Annotated in this window: 4 protein-coding genes and 1 pseudogene; all 5 read right to left on the bottom strand. The window is 47.5% G+C overall.

Translation table 11 applies throughout. The features are described 5' to 3' along the window. Positions 1 to 28: 28 nt before the first annotated feature. The 5 genes and pseudogenes from D908_RS04845 to D908_RS04860 all read right to left on the bottom strand — a co-directional run bounded on the left by D908_RS04845 (position 29) and on the right by D908_RS04860 (position 17,133). Positions 29 to 1,663: a (2,3-dihydroxybenzoyl)adenylate synthase gene (locus tag D908_RS04845; RefSeq protein WP_005526081.1), complete on the bottom strand. Its 1,635-nt coding sequence runs from the start codon at positions 1,661 to 1,663 to the stop codon at positions 29 to 31. Then, positions 1,663 to 3,051 carry a salicylate synthase gene (locus D908_RS04850; RefSeq protein WP_005526078.1) on the bottom strand — a complete coding sequence of 463 codons (1,389 nt, stop codon included), beginning with the start codon at positions 3,049 to 3,051 and terminating at the stop codon, positions 1,663 to 1,665. Before D908_RS04850 ends, D908_RS04845 begins: the two co-directional genes overlap by 1 nt. Further along, positions 3,044 to 3,910: a thioesterase II family protein gene (locus D908_RS04855; protein WP_005526076.1), complete on the bottom strand. Its 867-nt coding sequence runs from the start codon at positions 3,908 to 3,910 to the stop codon at positions 3,044 to 3,046. The genes D908_RS04850 and D908_RS04855 overlap by 8 nt, the downstream gene beginning before the upstream one ends. Continuing rightward, positions 3,907 to 5,015: pseudogene (locus D908_RS0119745) on the bottom strand (Gfo/Idh/MocA family oxidoreductase). The gene D908_RS04855 and the pseudogene D908_RS0119745 overlap by 4 nt, the downstream one beginning before the upstream one ends. Continuing rightward, entirely contained in the window at positions 5,008 to 17,133 is a 12,126-nt protein-coding gene (locus D908_RS04860) for a hybrid non-ribosomal peptide synthetase/type I polyketide synthase (protein ID WP_005526074.1), read from the bottom strand. Before D908_RS04860 ends, D908_RS0119745 begins: the two are co-directional and overlap by 8 nt. Between the last annotated feature and the right edge of the window lie 24 nt (positions 17,134 to 17,157).

Genomic DNA, 17,157 nt, shown 5'->3' with positions numbered 1-17,157 from the left:
CCGCACCAAATGGTGCGGGTTGTGTTCGTTATGGCAGTTTTTTCAGCATCCAAGGCTGGCCATTCGGCCCCAAAATGGCTTTCTTATCTACTTTACCAACCGCAGTTTTGGGTAAAGTGTTCACGAGTTGCAGTTCATCCGGCAGTTTAAACGAGGCCAATTTTCGGTTTTTTAAGAACTGACGAAGCTCTTGTAATGTTAAGGCTGCGCCTTTCGAAATGAGAGCTACGCCTATGCGCTCCCCCAGATAAGGGTCAGGCACTGGAAGTACCGCTACTTGCGCGACGTCTGGATGGGCGAGTAAGTGCTCTTCAATCTCATCGGTTGCAATGCATTCACCTGCGCGGTTAACCACATCTTTGATTCGTCCTGTCACCGTGAGGTATTGGTTGCTATCAATGCGAACTTTATCACCACTACAATAGAAACCATCTGGAGTGAAAGATCGCTGGTTATGTTCGGCTGCTCGGTAGTAACCGCGCAACGTGTAAGGACCTCGTGTCAGTAACTCTCCCTCTTCACCATCAGTTATAAAGTTACCATTACTGTCTACGACTCGAATTTCATCCAATCCACAAACTGGACGTCCCTGTCTGGAAGCAATAACTTCAGCGACATCACCTAACCGAGTACAGCAGATAAGCCCTTCAGCCATCCCAAATACTTGTTGCAAGGCATTGGGGAAAGCTTGTTGAACCTCTAGAGCATCGCTGTAAGCCAGCTTCGAACCCCCTACCTGTAACAAGCGCAGACTCGACAGATCATTCTCTTCCCATTGTGTCGCCTCTGTCCAAAGCTGAGCTAAAGAGGGCACTAATGCCGTTGCGGTAACTCGGTGCTGCTCAATTAATGTAAAACAGTGATCCGCTTCTGCTTGGTTAGAAAATACCACTTTTCCACCGCTAGCGAGTACGCCTAAAAAACCAGGACAACCTAACGTAAAGTTGTGCGCTGCGGGTAAAACTGCCAGATAAACATCATTTTTGTGGATCTCACTGGCTTTGCAGCAGCAACGGATATTGAAAAGGTAATCATTATGAGTTCGCGGGATTAACTTGGGGAGTCCCGTTGTTCCACCGGATACTAAAAACAGTGCCGGATTTTCTGGCTCAATGTGAGGGGGCGTGAAAGGGTGAGGTAGACAGTATTCAAGAAAATGAGAACCACTGTTATCACCAAGTAAATAGGTGCTTCTTAACGTGACATGCTTGGCCGTTAAGCTTTTGGCGAGCTCAATTCCTTGTTGATTTTCACCAATGTAGCTTTTGGCATCAGCAGTTTGTATGAAGTGATCGATTTCGGCGAAGCCATGGGCAGGCAATGCCAAAACAGGAACCAAGCCTGCCCGAAGGGTAGCAAACAGAGCAATAGGAAAACGGCACGAGTTGGAGAGCTGAATGACGACTCGTTCACCCGTTTGTAGCCCATCTTGCACCAAGCGTTGTGCCATACCATCGGCTGCCTCTAAGAGTTGTTGGTATGTCAGTTGGCGTTCGTCATCCATCACTGCAATGCGATCAGCGTGCAGATCTACGCCTTGGGTCAAGATGGTCCATAAGGGGATATGCTCCCAAAACCCAGCCTTTTGATATTTTTCCGCTTGATCTTTTGGGTATGGAGTAAAGCCCTGAAGCAAGTCTGGCGTTGTATTGCTGCCATTCATTATTCTACCTCGCAGGTAACAGGCTCGCTCTGTACCTGAGTTTGTTCAAAGACTAAATGGTTAAGAACACAGGCCATTTTTTCGCAAGTTTCTTCCCATTCTCTGTGCGGGTTGGATAGGCTGATGATACCGGCACCAGCTTGAAGCATAGAGGTCGCCTGTGATTTGTATCCTGCTCTTAGAACCAAAGCTGCATCGAAAAAGCCATCTTGATCCGCGATGAGAACACTGCCGCTATAGAGTTTTCTGGGTTGTTTTTCAAAACGGGCAATTGCGTCAATCGCTTCACGCTTTGGAATGCCTGATGCTGTAATGGATGGAAATAGAATATTAAAAGCATCCCATGCGGATTTATCTGGTGCGAGTTGACCAGCCACTCGCGAAGCTAGATGTTGCACGCTGCCTCTTTCTGACACCGTCATAAACTCAGAAACATGAACACTGGAAGCCGTACATACCTGCTCGAGTTCTTCGATAGCCAACTTTACAGAAGCAGCGTGTTCGGCAATTTCTTTGGGATCGGTCAACAGCTCTTTTTTAAGTTTTGCTGCTTCATCTTGATCTTGAGGTAGAAAACGAGTGCCCGCCAAAGGTTGGGTACTGACTTTACCTTGTTGATTGACTTCTAGAACGGTTTCTGGTGAAAAACCGAACGCTTCCAGATCATTGAGTTTGAGCATAAAAGAACGGGCAGGGGTATTGTGCAATCTACCAACCATGAAACTTTTCTGTATGTCTATATTCATAGGCAGTATGGCGGGACGGGATAAGATAACTTTCTTGTACTGATCGGCTTTGATTTCATTGACTGCAGAAGCAACGGTTTGCTGATAGTGATGCTTAACTTCATGACGATTAACAATATCTGCTTGCGATAGAACCTTATTTGCTGTCTCTGATGGTAAGGACAAAGCTGACGTTGCTGCGATGATCGCCTGAATTTTCGGGACAACAGAACTATCGATGGTTCGGATAATGATCTGATTTGAATTGATGCGCAGTTCGATTTTCGGGATAAACAGTTCGAACAAAGTTCGTTCACTATCCTGTTGTTTTAAGTCGAGAGCAAAACGACTGAACTCAAAATCGACTCGACCGAATAGCCGCCAGTTTTTAAACGGGATTGTTTGCGTTGCACGATAAATGTGTTGGCACAGATGGCGAGGGTTGATTGGTTGAGTATTACCTTCAAAATCACACATTTCTCCTCGGTTATTAACCGTTAAGTGTTGCAATTTATTGATTCCGACAGCCCATTCGCTCTGATGTTCATACACAAGATACTCATCGCAAAAAGAAGCCGAAGTCAGCGCACTCACTAGTTGGAGTGGATGACATTGATGGCCTAATACGAAGGAGCTGAAATGCGTGGTGTGGATGTTAGCCATGATGGTCTCCTGAGACGTTGGTTATGCAAGGTTTGATTGCGAAGGTGCCGATTGGCGTCTGTATCTTCTTGTTGATCTGTTCACTGATCCGTTTGAGAAAGAGTTCTGGGTTTGCAGTGATGTAAAAGTGATCGCCAGATACTGAGATAGTCGTGATCTCGGAGTGTGGCGGGGTGAGCCAGGTATGCCATGCCATGACTTCAGACTTCCACGCTTCTGGATCACTTTCTCCATAGACGAGCACACATGAGGTATGCCTCAGCCGACCTTCAGACGGCCTAACAGGGTAGTAATAATTTTCGGTCGCTAGAAAGTCGGCTCTTAACATAGGCATAAACATCGGCAGTAACTCAGGGTGCTGTTTCAACACAGGGCTACCACTGCCAATCGCGATTAATTCATCAATAAAGTCATCATTGTTTAGATGACTAAGCTTTCTTCGGCTTTCAATATGTGGTGCATGACAGCCTGAAATAATCAGCGTTTGAATAGGGTTTGGGGCACCATAATAGGTCTCGAACCTTTGGCAAACTTCATAGGCCACTTGGGCTCCCATGCTGTGACCACAAAGTTGAATGCGGGCGTCTATCGATAATGGAGTTTGTGTTAACCATGTCATCAAAGCGTCTGTCACCTCGTTGGCTAATTCAGCAATGCTGGCCAGTGGGCACTCACGCATCCGATGATCGCGTCCTGGGTAAGTTGCAAGGAGGATGAGAGACTCTTCCGGCAGTATCTTTTGATCAAGCGACATCCAACTTTTGAATGCACTTAAGCTACCGCCAGCAAAAGGGCAAATTACCCAAATATGTCGAGGTCGCGATCCATGTTGATAAAGGGTTTTGAACACATGGCTCATAACATTCCCCCCTTTGCATCATTATGTTGTGTATCGAATGCTTGCAGCGAAATACGTGGAGAGGGGGGGATGGCTTTTTCTTGTGGCTGCCCACATAGGGTGAGTATGTCTTCCCATAATTGAGCAACGTTGAGTTGATGGGATGGCGTCAAAGAGTGAGAGCCAATCTGTCCATCAATTAAGTGACAGAACTGTTCTAGTGTGAAGATCACACCTTCTGGTCCTAATTCTTCAAATAGGTCTTTAACGAGATTCGGCTGGTGATATAGAACTTGAGTTGTGGGCTGGTTGAGGTATTGCCCCTCTGGACTGCTGACGGCTTGATATAAGCTATTTTGATCGCTGAGGTGATGATCGGCATGCAGCACAGGAGTCCAATGAATGGGTCCATAGCTATCAACCATAGATAAATAACCCGCATCCCAACCTAACATGATGCGATGCATCGCGAGGTTATGCATATCAGGGTCTTGTGGATCAAGATAGTTTTGCAGTTGCAAAAGATACTCGCCTTGCTCCGATTGGAGGTTGATAAGATCGAATTGACGTTGCTTTCCTAGTAATGTCGGTTTTAGAGGGCCGCCATTTCTCAGTGCCAACAAGAGAATATCCAATGTCGAATAGAGTAATTGGCGGCTGGTAGTGAAGTTGCCATGGCTTGCGCTTTTGAGTGCTTGTTCCGTTATTTTCTGAGCGCTTGAGATCAGCGTTTGACCAGCTCGACATGCGGAATAGAAGCTGTTTACTCGGTACTGGACGCCACATTGTTCTGCAAGGCTTAGGTGGCGCTGTATTTCTTTGGCTGAAACAGGATGTTCTTGCAAAACATGAATTTTGCGTTTGAGTAGTTCTTCAACCAGTAGGTTACCAACGCCACCGATAACGGAAGCGCGGATAACGACACAGGCAATTGTAATATCCTGCGGTAACTGTGAAACTCTTTGATAGAGCGGGATCCCGAAGCGATGGCCAGATTTTTTGAACGTTGACTGCCTTGAGCTAGAATGCCAGCGAGCTCAAATTCCGAGTGTGATTCGATAAAAGCATTCAAGTATAACTCGCCAAATTTGGCCCCAACGATGACGACTTTCTTACGATTATTCATTGGTCAGTTCTTCTGCATTTTGTTTGTGGAGTGAATGTAGCGAATGCGGATTGTTCATCAGCAGATCGGAAAGTGCTCGTGCCAGCGTTTTCACATTCGGCTGTTGCAATAGCGTGTAGTGATCTCCCGGCATGAGTTGAATGGTCGGGGAGCAGTAATCACTCCAGCCATGGCATGCCCGTTGAGCAATATCGGGATGTTGGTAGCTCATAAAATCAAGGTGCTGGTTTGATTGCGCGGCATAGAGCGTCACAGGGAACTCACCTAAGTGAGAGGGCTGATAATTCAACATAGAACGTAAGTTTTGTTGATATACCTTGAGCAAATGAGCAAGGGTTGAGCAGTCTAATGGACCTGAGTCCATGCTCGAAAAAGCGATGGCTAATTGAGAGCAGAACTCTGCATCCGATTGGAAACTTGGCGTTTCACAATGGGTTAGCTTTGGGAATCGACCCATGCAATCGGCGTAGAAATGCTGACGAATGGCTTCATCGGTTAATGCATGTGTTGGGTTCTTACTCGGTTTATAACTATCAATCAATACACATTGCTGTACAGTCTCTCCCTGCTGAATGAGCTGCTGCGCCATTTCAAAGGCGACTACACCGCCAAATGACCAACCCGCTAGGTGGTATGGGCCGTTTGGTTGTACACGACGGACCATGGCGAGATAGTGCTGAGCTAAAGTATGGATATCGGTTGCTTTATCAGGTGATGCGTGGTGTTCCTGATAGGCAAGCCCATACAGGGTGATATTGTCTAATTCGCTGGCTAAAGTCTGATAACTGAGTAAGTGGCCGCCAATAGGGTGAACAATAAACAGTGTGTAATTCTGGTTATCACTGTTTGATGTGAGTTTGACTGGCATCTTAGGTTCATTTTGGGATTGGCTCGCGAGCAAAGTAGCAAGACGTTCAATCGTGTCATGGGTTTGCAACTCTCCAGCATTGAGAGAGGCATCAAGTCTGCGATTGATTTGGTTAAGTAAGCGCACGGCGATCAGCGAGTTTCCTCCAAGATCGAAAAAGCTTTGGTTCGCTGGGATAACCTCTAAATTTAGGCATTCTGCCCAAATTTTCGCTAGGGCCTGCTCATGCTGTGAGGAGGGCATCCGCATCATTTCATCGGCAACGTTAGTTTCAGGATGAGGTAGCGCAGAGCGATCCACTTTGCCATTGGGCGTTAATGGGAAATGATCCACTGCGATGATTTGTGCTGGGCATAGGTAGTGCGGCAATACTTTCCGCATGTATTCAAGCAAAGCTTGGTTGTCCACTTGGCTGTGGGGGGCGTATTGAACGTAGGCGATTAAGCGCATTCCATTCTTACTGTGCTTATCCGCTTGCACGATCGCATCTTGAACCTGAATACCGGTACTGCAATATGGGCATTGGCGTAGGGCATTCTCTACTTCACCAAGTTCAATACGATAGCCATTGATTTTCACTTGGTGATCGTTTCGGCCTAAAAATTCGATGTTGCCGTCAGGCAAATAACGCCCCAGATCGCCAGTTTTATACAGGCGTTCGCCGCTCATTGGATGAATGATAAAAGCGTGATCCGTTCTTTCTTGGTCTTGCCAATATCCTCGTGCTAACCCATGTCCGCCAATATAGAGCTCTCCGGTTACCCAATCAGGGCAAGGCTCTAGTTGCTGGTCGAAAATATAAAAGTGCTGATTACTCAGAGGCTTGCCGTAAGGAATGCTGGTTTGATCCGCATAACTTTTCTCAATAGGGTGGCAGATTGACCAAATCGCCGCTTCAGTGGCTCCACCTAAGCTAAGCAATTGTGCATTAGGAGCAACTTTGGTCAGTCGATCCGGTAAGTTCACCGGTATCCAATCACCACTCATCATAATATGACGCAAGCTTTGCAGCGGACTTGAGTTTAGCTCTAGCAAGTCAGCTAACAGTTGGGCAAAGGCTGGCACACTATTCCAGATAGTAATGCCGGATTGTTGTGCCAAGCGTACTAAGGCTTCAGGGTCTTGGCTTGATGAAATCGAAGGGATCACGATTCTTGCGCCTCGACTGAGAGTTGAAAAAATATCAAAGACAGAGAGATCAAAGTTGAGGGCTGAAATAGCAAGCACACGGTCGTGACGATTAAGGGCAATACGCTGGTTAAGATCCAACAGGGTGTTGACCACCGCAGCGTGCTCCATCATCACCCCTTTGGGTTGACCAGTTGAACCCGAAGTAAAAATCACATACGCCAGATCCGTGGCGCGAATGGGTACAGGCGTAAAGTCACCAATGGTGTCGTTACTCAGCTCAGGCACGATAATGCGGTAGTGAGGAAGTATTTCGAGATCGGAGGTCTGAGCGATCACGGTATTAACGCCACCTTGTTGTAACAGCGCCTGAATCCGCTGAGCTGGATAAGTTGCGTCAACGGGCATATAAGCTTTACCAGCCAGAAGAATGCCTATGCTAGCCAGAATCTGCTGCCAGCTTTTATCCATTACAATCGCGATTAATGGTGAGTCATCTTGCTGTTTAAGGATCTCTGTTGCTAGGTTCTGGGCGGAAGACCAAAGTTCTTGGTAGGTGAGTTCCAAGTCGCCTTGCTGAATAGCAATCTGCTGTGGATATTGCTCTACGCCGAGACGCACCAAGTCACACAGCGTGGAGACCGAGCTAGCGTCTTGGTTTTCTAAGGGCGTGTCGTTAACTTGTTCACGAATATATTGCTGTGGAGCAACCAGCGGCAGGGCAAGCGGATTTGTCCATAACAGAGCTGGAATGGTTTCAAGTGCGCTGATATAGGTCGCAAACATGGCATCGAAAATCCCAGATTTCAGATGAGACTCTTGAATGGTCCATTTAATCTGTATTCCCCCGCATGGAGATGAAATCAACATTGCATCAAGGTAAACATGCGGTGTCTGTGCTCCGAACTCGTTCAATTTCCCCTGTTGTAATGGTCGGCTCTGCCCAACGGATACCGTGTCGTTGAACACGACTGGCATACCTGTGCTGAAGTTGTGGTTGTGGCGGTTTTTCTCTGTTAATACCTGCTGACCATCAAAATGGGCATTTGCCAGATCGCTGGCCATTTGTTGCTGAATTTGCTCAACAAATGAGAGGAATGAACCGATTTGAGTAGCATTGACTTCCAGCATGGACGTCGTGGAAAGGTTGCCGATAATGCTTTCCGACTCAGGTTGCATGGCTTGACGGTTGCCATGTAGCACATTGATGGAGAAATGTTTGTTTTCACTCCATTTGCTGAGCACGAGACAAAACGCAGAGAGCATAGTCATTGAAGGTAAGAGGTTATGAGCAAAGGATGCCTGTTGAATCTTCGCCCAGAGATCCGCGTTGAGATGGTGAGTCAGTACGCTTTGTGACAATACTTCAGAGCGCACTTCCGACAGGGGAAGTGCCGGTGCATCTGGCAGTGTTGGTACACGTTGCAGCCAATAGGTTTTTGCCTGTTGGTACTGCTCTGAGTCTTTGAGCTTTGCTAACTCATGGAAATATGTATCGGTTGCCATTGCTGGCTTGGTCAGTTCGGTGGCGGGATCGTTATAGAGAGCAAGCCACTGTTGGAACAAAGTATTCAGGCTTTTGCCATCGGCTACCACTAAGTCAATCACCAGATGGACAAAAGAGGTATTACTGTCAATTTGCACAAGATGGATATCGAACAGTGGCCATTGGTGGGTAGAAACGCCTTGATTCGCGATTCGCTCTCTCGCTGTATGAAGCCAACATTTCTTCTGTTGTTCATCCATTGTGCTGAGATCAGTGAATTGCGGTTGATATTCCGGAACAGTTGGATGAATGCAATACTGGCCAGCTTGGATTTCTCCTCGCAGTTGATCGTGAAATTGAACTAGCGTGTTCCATGCTTGGGTTAGCCTGTGTCGATCCAGATGCTGAATCTCCAATTCGGCATAGAAATGAGCGATTCCATTGCCTAAAGAAAATAGAGCGTTTTCACCTAACCAGTAGGCGTTTTGTAGCGGAGTAAGCGGGTATTGGCGGACCATGGCTTTACATGACGGAACTTTTTCCGTTTTTATCTGATCCTCTTCGATGGTTTCAGGTTCAGCGTCATATAGGGCAGCGCAGAATTCAGCAAATTGTGAATGCTCAAAAATCAACTGTAAGCTCGCCTGTTTGACTCCTGCCTGTTGCAGTGCAACCACCATTTTGGTGGCCATGAGGCTATCACCGCCTGAGTGGAAGAAATCCGTCTGATTTTGGATCTCCGTATTCAACAAGCTTTGCCAGGTATCTCGAATGATTTCTTGTTGCCAATGGGAAGGCTGCGGTTCTGAATTTGGTACGCAATCTTCTTTGAGGTTATCCAAACGTGCGACAAAGTCTTGCAATACAGGATGTTCGAAAATCAGTTGAAGGGTCGCGTTAATAACACCTTGCTGATGCAACGCAACAACCATTTTGGTTGCCATTAAGCTATCACCACCACTGTGGAAGAAATCACTGTTTGCTTGTACAGGTCGTTTAAGTATGGAGGTCCATAGCTCGGTCACTTGATTGAAGAGCTCGGAGTTGCCTTGTGGATGCATCGTCAACGCGCTCGCTACCGAGGGTTGAGCCTTCTCTTGTTCCGTACTAGGACGGAAAGCGGCTGGCTCCAACGATTGGCCACTATTTTGAGCGATGATCAGATGTTGGCGTAGCACTGAAACACTATCGGTTGGGTAAGTAAAATGAGGGACAAAGCCTTGCTCTTCGAGCAGTGCGAGCCAAGCAGGTTGGGTCAGCATGCCACTTTGAGCTTGTTGTCGAAAATCACTGAATGCGTTGATGCCCTCAATAAAACCGACTGTGGCAAGCTGCATTGGGCTGTATTGATCAGTGGCCTCAATAAAAATCAAAAAGCCATCTTCTGCTAATAGAGAACGAAGGCGTTGCAAGCTGCTGGGAAGATCGACGGCATCGTGCAGCACATTGACGGCCAAGATGACGTGATAACCACCTTCAATGTGGAATTTCTCACTGACGGGCTGATTGATATTGAGCAACCCATAACTGACTTGCGGGTATGCAACCAACATTTCGCGTGCTTCATTCAGGAATGCGTGAGAAACATCCGTAAATTGATAGTCATGGATCATCGGTGAAGCAAGATTCAATACTTCGCATGTGGTTGCCGCGGTACCCGCACCGATTTCGAGAACACAAAGACCTTGAGCCTGCATGTTTGCGATGGCACTAATCGCTTGAGCTGCACTTTGGTTTAAGAGGCGCAGTGATGGGTTAGTGCGGTAGAGGCTATCCGTAATGGTTTTGTCTTTGAACAGTAATTCTAACGCCGATTGGCTACCATTCAGCAAGGCGGAATGTGCTTGGATATTTTCGTCCAAATAATGGGATAAACGTTGACACCATGCTTGTTGAGGCAACGTTGAGTCCGGCTCATCCGGGAAACTGCCGCTGTAGCGAAATTCGCCATCTTTATGGATTAACACGCCATCTCGGCATAATTGATCAAGCCAAAGGTGGATAAGCTTATGGTGCTTATCGGTGACGTTGAGTTGTTGGGTGATCTCAACTGCGCTATAGCTTTGTTCTGGTGAAGTGAACAACTGGTGATGTTGGAGAGTCACCCAGATCCCATGGAGAGCTTGATACTCAAGATGAGTCCATGCTTGCGTCACTTCTTGAGCAATATCTGGTGAAATCTCCGGAATGGGGATAGATGGCCAATCTATATGTTGTTCCTGAGTTGCTCCTGTAAAAATGGGAGTCTCATTGTGTTTTGGGGTAGGCAATGCGTTCTCAAGTAACTCTGGGGTCTGCGCGCACTGTTGCAGTAAGTCCTGATAACTTTCAAACATGTTTTCTACCAATTTAGGCTCTAGCACACCGTCCATGCAGTACCAGTTAAAGGTCAAATCGCCATCGACTTCCATGATTTGGTGATCAAGCCAGACTTGAGGCGTTTGGCTGAGCACGTAAACAGGATCACCCAGTAGATGCGTCATCGCTTGCTCGATATCCATACCATCCATCGACATGCCGAGCATGCTTGTAAACACCACAGGCGTTAACGGTAGTGTCGCTTCCTGTTCGCTTAACTTGCCTGAGGTTTTCCAGTGCTTAGCCAACTCTCTTATTACTTCAACGCCATTCACTTGGCTATGGCCTAAACGTTGCCAAAGCGTGTTTTGAGTTGCCAACATACGTTGTTTTAAACTGGCATCCTGCTCATGTTGGAAATCCATCAGTAGAACAGAAGTGAAGTCACCAATCAGGTGATGTACCGCTTCATGAAAAGGCTGACGATTGAAAAAAGTCATGTTTAAGGTGAAGTCAGGACTACGGGCCCATTTGGCTAAGGTATGTGCAAACAGTGTGAGCAAACCTGCAGAGGGCGTTACACTCCACTGCTGCCATTGTGCTTTCAGGGTTTGCCATTGCACACGGTTAAGCCGCCCCTCCAAAGTGATAAACACCGGTTCACGATGGTTATAGTCAGGGTTAAGAGGCAACATTGGTGCTTTAGGCAGGGTTGGAATGGTTTGTTGCCAGTAGTTCCATGAAGTTTGCCAGTCAGGGAGTTGACGCAATTTTTGCTCATGCATCACGTAATCGCGGAAGGTGATAGGCAAGTGAGATAAGGTCTTGCCTTGGTACGCAGCGGCTAAATCATCCATCATGATCTTGAAGCTTTGCACATCAAATTGCAGCAGATCTAAGTTCAGGTGCAATCGGACTTTTACCTCAGAAAGGCGGCTGAGGGATACATCGAACAGCGGCCAGACATCCGCAGGGCGAACTTGGTGACGCATGCGATGGCGGATCTGCTCAAGCGCGTCGTTCTGTGCTTCCTGAGTGAGTGAGCGCAGATCTGTTTCTGTTATTGCAAAATGGGGAACATGAGCATGAACCACTTGCTCACCACTGGCGGTGATTGTCATACGCAGCATGTCGTGACGCTGAATTAAGGCATTCCAAGCGGCTTCAAATTTTTGTGGGTCAAATTCGGTGAGGTTCTTATCCCACTCAAACACGACATGACACGCAATACCACCGTATTGCACCCATGGCTCACGACCAATCCAATATGCGTGTTGAATGGGGGTGAGAGGAAAAGGTGAATATAGGTTCTCTTGATCAATAATAAACGGCTCAACTGTCGTGTGTTGACGATCCTCATTGCGTTTCTGCTCGATCATCGCCACCAAGCCCGCTACCGACATATCGCGATAGGCTTCTTCAGGATTGATTTTGATTGCAAACTGTTTTTGTAGGCAGGCGCTAAGCTCTAAGAATTGCAATGAGTCTAAACCGAGTTGCAATAAATCCTGTGTTGCACTGATCGTTGTGTTTTCGCTGATACCCAATTGGTAACGGATACGATCTGTCATCCACGCCAATAAGTCAGTGATCGGCTGTTTAGGGATTAAATCTGTTGGCTCAACAAGGGAAGACTGCGTATTGGATATGTCTAACGGCTTAAAATAGCGGCAAAAATTAGCGTGCTGAGGTTCGATATTCATCGCCAAAGTAACTGGTGATCCACTGAGCAAGCTTTGGCTAACTTGCCATACCCCTTCTTCTGGACTGATGGTATGCATACCTTCTTTGGCAAGCTTATCGAGTAGAGCCAGTTCTGACGTCATGCCGACTTTATCCCATGCCCCCCAAGCAATGCTCACCACTCGACAACCGGGTTTATCTTGCTGAGCGAGGGCATAGCCATCCAGATAAGCGTTAGCGATAGCATAGGCCCCTTGTCCTAACGCTCCTAAGGACGCGACAGAAGAAAAACCGACCAAATACTGCGCCTTTTGACTCTCTAGCCAACGGTGTAACGAGGCAAAAGAGTTAGCTTTGACTTGGATTAATGCTCTGGCTTCTTGGGCTTCCCATTGAGCCAGCAAGCCGTGGGCTGGTATACCTGCGGCGTGAAATGCTCCAATGATCGGCAAATCGTGTTGCCAACCGTTAAGTGTTTGCTCTAGCTCTCCATCAACACTCAAATCACAGAGCAAAGTCGTGATGTGGCAGCCTTGTCTTGACATGGTTTGGCAAAACTCTCCCCAGTCTGTCGGCTTACGCCGTCCAATCACGGCGATATTGCGCACGCCTGATTTTGCTAGCCACTGAATGAGGATTCGACCAATTCCTCCTGTCCCTCCAGTCACAATATGCCAGCCCGAAGCGGTAAACCAACTAGAAGGAATCGTATCCTTCACAGGCTCCGCATGGACAAGTTGTGGAAACCAGTAGCTTTGGTTGCGATAGGCAATATCAAAGGATTGATGAAATGGCGCATACATGAGTGCATCAGCAATGACACGAGTGTCATGCTCGTTAATATCAAGGAGATAAATCTGCTGATGTTTTCGCTCAGTGCGCGCTACACGTACCAAAGAAATCAGCGCAAATTTTTCTGGCTCTACAGTATCGTTGTTTTGAGCAGGAATGCCTTTTGAGGTCAGCACATAAAGGGTTTCAAAATCACCCACCAGGGCATTTGCTACTTGTGCAGCACTGTCGGCCAGAGATCCATCTGGCAACACCAAAAGGCTGAGTGCCGAATTCACGCGGTAAAGTTCCCCTTTAGTTGAGAAGGCGCATGCGATGTCAGATTGGCTTACAGGAAGCATTTGTTGGCAAGGTTCAGTAAGTTGCCACTGCCATTGATACCGATTATGTGGAGAAGGCAGCGGCGTTAGTTCTGAAAGTTCATTGAAATTCGGGGTTTTGACATCACCAACCCAAGCCCACTGGCCGGAGGTTAATTGCCCTCTGAGGCGGTACTTCACTTCCCCCCACATTTGTGCCGCACGATGCACCACAAGCTGAGTAATGGCGTTTGGGGAGAATGCATGAGTGACGGAAAGCTGCCAATCACTACGGTTTTCATGCACAAAGCGGGGGATTTGCTGGGCAATGACGGCTTCCCAGCTCTGTTCGGTTGCTTGATGTGGCCAATCCAAATACAGCAGATGAGAATCGTTCGATACCGCACATTTTGTATTGAGTTGTTGCGCTGTAACGGATTGAGTACGCAGCAAGAGTTCGATTTCCACAAAATGATTGGTAGCGTGCTCGGGAAGAGGATTGTAGCGACTCAATAGATCTTGGATGCGAGGTGCCGCATCACACAGTACACGAAGGTCGGTCAACTGAAGTGATGTGGGTTCTTGATTGGCGAGCAAAGCGTCTCGTAACCATTGTGCGACAAGCTCAGTGGCGGGTAAAGGCGTTGCACTGTATTTGAATGTTTTTCCGTGCTTTTGCACGTAGCCGTGCTCTATCACTCTATCTAAGAGTGCAGCAACAAGATCGCGGTAGCGTGGTAGCAGGCGGCCGCCTCGAATAACATCACGCAGTGTAAAGCGCGGTTGATCTGAACAAGCGCGAAGCAGATCGCGAATAACACAGCAACGCAGCATTTCATAAATGGCTTGGATCGAGGCCGGTTTTTCAACTTCTGTGCTGAGGGGAATTTGGCTGTGCTCAGCTTGTTGCACGGTGGACAGCTGATACCAGTATTGTTGTTCATCAAAGGCATACAGCGGTAAAGCACATCGTCGTCCTTGCAGCTTGAACAGTGTCGGCCACGCTTTATCAATTCCAGCGACAAAGAGTGTAGCTAACGCTTCTGCTTCTGCGCGTTGTGAGGAAAGGCTCGATTGACAGGTATGTAGCCAGTGAGCTGGGTGCGACCAAACTTCTCGTCGCCCAATCGAGCTAAGATGAGCCGCAGGCCCCATCTCCATAAAAATATTCGCCTTTTGTACTAAAGCTGACTCAACACTTTGATGGAATTGCACTGGCTCTCGTACATGACGTGCCCAGTAATGAGCGTTGAGTGTACTTGCATGGGCGATCGGTTGACCTGTCAGTGAAGAGATAAGGGTGATTGTGCCTTCAGAGGCTGGGATGCTCGCAGCAAACTCAGTGAAGGAGGGCAACATATCATCCAGTAATCGAGAGTGCGCTGCGCAGGGCACGTCCAATTTTTTGTAATGGATGTTATGTCCCTCAAGATCCTGTATTGCTTGATCGATATCGCTTATCTGACCTGAGTAAACCCAGTGTAGATCGCCGTTATGCGCGGCCAGATCCAGAGAGTGCAGAGTTAACCGTGAATCCAGCACGGATTGTTCTGCGAAAACGGCCAACATAGCGCCAGCTTGTGTTTGAGCGCATTGGTGCATCAGTCTGCCTCGTTCGGCGACAAGCAAAATAGCATGCTGGTGGCTGAGGTAGCCTGCTACTACACAAGCGGCAAATTCACCGACCGAATGACCCATCACAATATCGGGTTCGAAGCCTTTGGCTTGCCAATGAGCAGCCATTGCGATTTCAAACGCTACGATAGCCAGTTGGGCATAGTCGGTGCGTTTCAGTAAATCCGTTTTCTCACCAAACAGGTACTCGGTTAGGGGCGTCTTTGTAACGTCTAGCGCATACTGCTGGCTGAGTTCGATGCTTTGACGAAATGCTGAGCTGGTTTGGTATAACTCGTGACCCATGCCAGCCCATTGGCTTCCTTGGCCAGTGAAACACCATACTATTTTGTTCTTTTCTGCTCTTTGTCCAACTTGTAAACAAGGAGCGGTTTGCCCTGATTCTGCGTAGTGGCGCAGGTGCTCGATAGCGGATAAGTCGCAATTCACCGCTAAACGATACGGAAGATCCAAAGAACGGCTCGAGATGGCTGAATAAGCTATGTCACCCCAGTCACCATGTTGTTCTAATCGCGTCGCGTATTGTGCGGCCAGTTGTCGCAATGAAGTTTCGCTATTCGCTGAAATCAGCAGCTTTGTGATCTCAGGGCTAACGATGGGAGTTGATGGCTCGGTAAAGTCAGATACCGATTGCACTATCATGTGGCAGTTTGTACCGCCAATTCCGAATGAAGAGACACCAGCGGTACGAATGTTGCTCTGCCAATCTATCGTTTCGGTGGAAAGCTTGAAGCTTGAGTCTTCAAGGCCTAAAGCGGGATTAGGTTGATAAATGTTTAGCGATGCAGGGATCTTACCGCGTGATACCGACAATATGGTTTTTATTAAAGAGGCGATGCCGGCAGCAGTATCCAGATGACCAAACCCACTTTTCACCGAGCCCAAAAAGCAGGGATTTCCTTGTGAGTTACGTGAGTAGGCTTGTTTTATCGCCGTGATCTCAATGGGGTCGCCCAGTTTTGTGCCAGTACCATGGGTTTCTATCATCTCCACATCGTCAGGATTTACATCCGCCAAATGCAACGCATCGGTAAGCACTTGGCTTTGGCCACTGACCGAAGGGGCTGTAAAGCCGACTTTATTTTGGCCATCGTTGTTGATAGCACTGCCTCGTAGAATCGCGAGAATCGTATCGCCATCTTGTATCGCATCGTCCAGGCGTTTTAGCACTACACACCCTAAGCCATGACCACCGAAAGTGCCGTTGGCATTGACATCAAAAGGACGACACACGCCATCTGGCGAGAAGATCATGCCTGATTGGTACTGGTAACCAGACGCTTGAGGGAATGACACGGCAACGCCTCCTGCGATCGCCATATCACATTCCCCCGAACGCAAGCTTTCACAGGCAAGGTGAGTGGCAACTAAGGAGCTAGAACATGCGGTTTGAACGGTGAATGCAGGACCAGTGAAGTTGAATTTATGGGCCACTCGGGTGGCTAGATAATCTTTATCATTACCTACTAAGGCTTGTAGCCCTTTGACCTGACCAACTTGGGTAACATCAAAATCCGCAAAAGAAGGATATGTGCTGGCTCGAATCGAGCCAAAAACCCCTGTTTTAGCTTTTATGGACGTGGGGGAGTAACCTGCATCTTCAAGTGCATGCCAAACATTTTGTAAAAATAGCCTTTGCTGTGGATCGATGGAAAGCGCTTCCGTCGGAGAATATCCGAACAATCCGGCATCAAAGAACTCTGGATTTTCGATAATGGCTCCACTGGGAACAAAATTATCTTGCTGAAATATTTGGTCTGAGATCCCTGCCGCGCTTAGTTCTTCTTGAGTGAAATAAGACTGGCCTGAAATACCATGAATCAGATTGTGCCAAAATACCTCTGCGTTTGGCGCTTTTGGAAAGCGGCAAGCCAACCCGATAACGGCAATCGGGTCACTGTTTCCAAATGAGTTGTCTAGGTTATTCATTGTTATCCTCTGAATGCTAATGCA

Origin of the sequence: Vibrio mimicus CAIM 602, assembly GCF_000338875.1 — a bacterium.
GTDB classification, from domain to species: domain Bacteria; phylum Pseudomonadota; class Gammaproteobacteria; order Enterobacterales; family Vibrionaceae; genus Vibrio; species Vibrio mimicus.
Note: the sequence above shows the minus strand (reverse complement) of the source record. Positions and strands in the feature narration are given on the sequence as shown.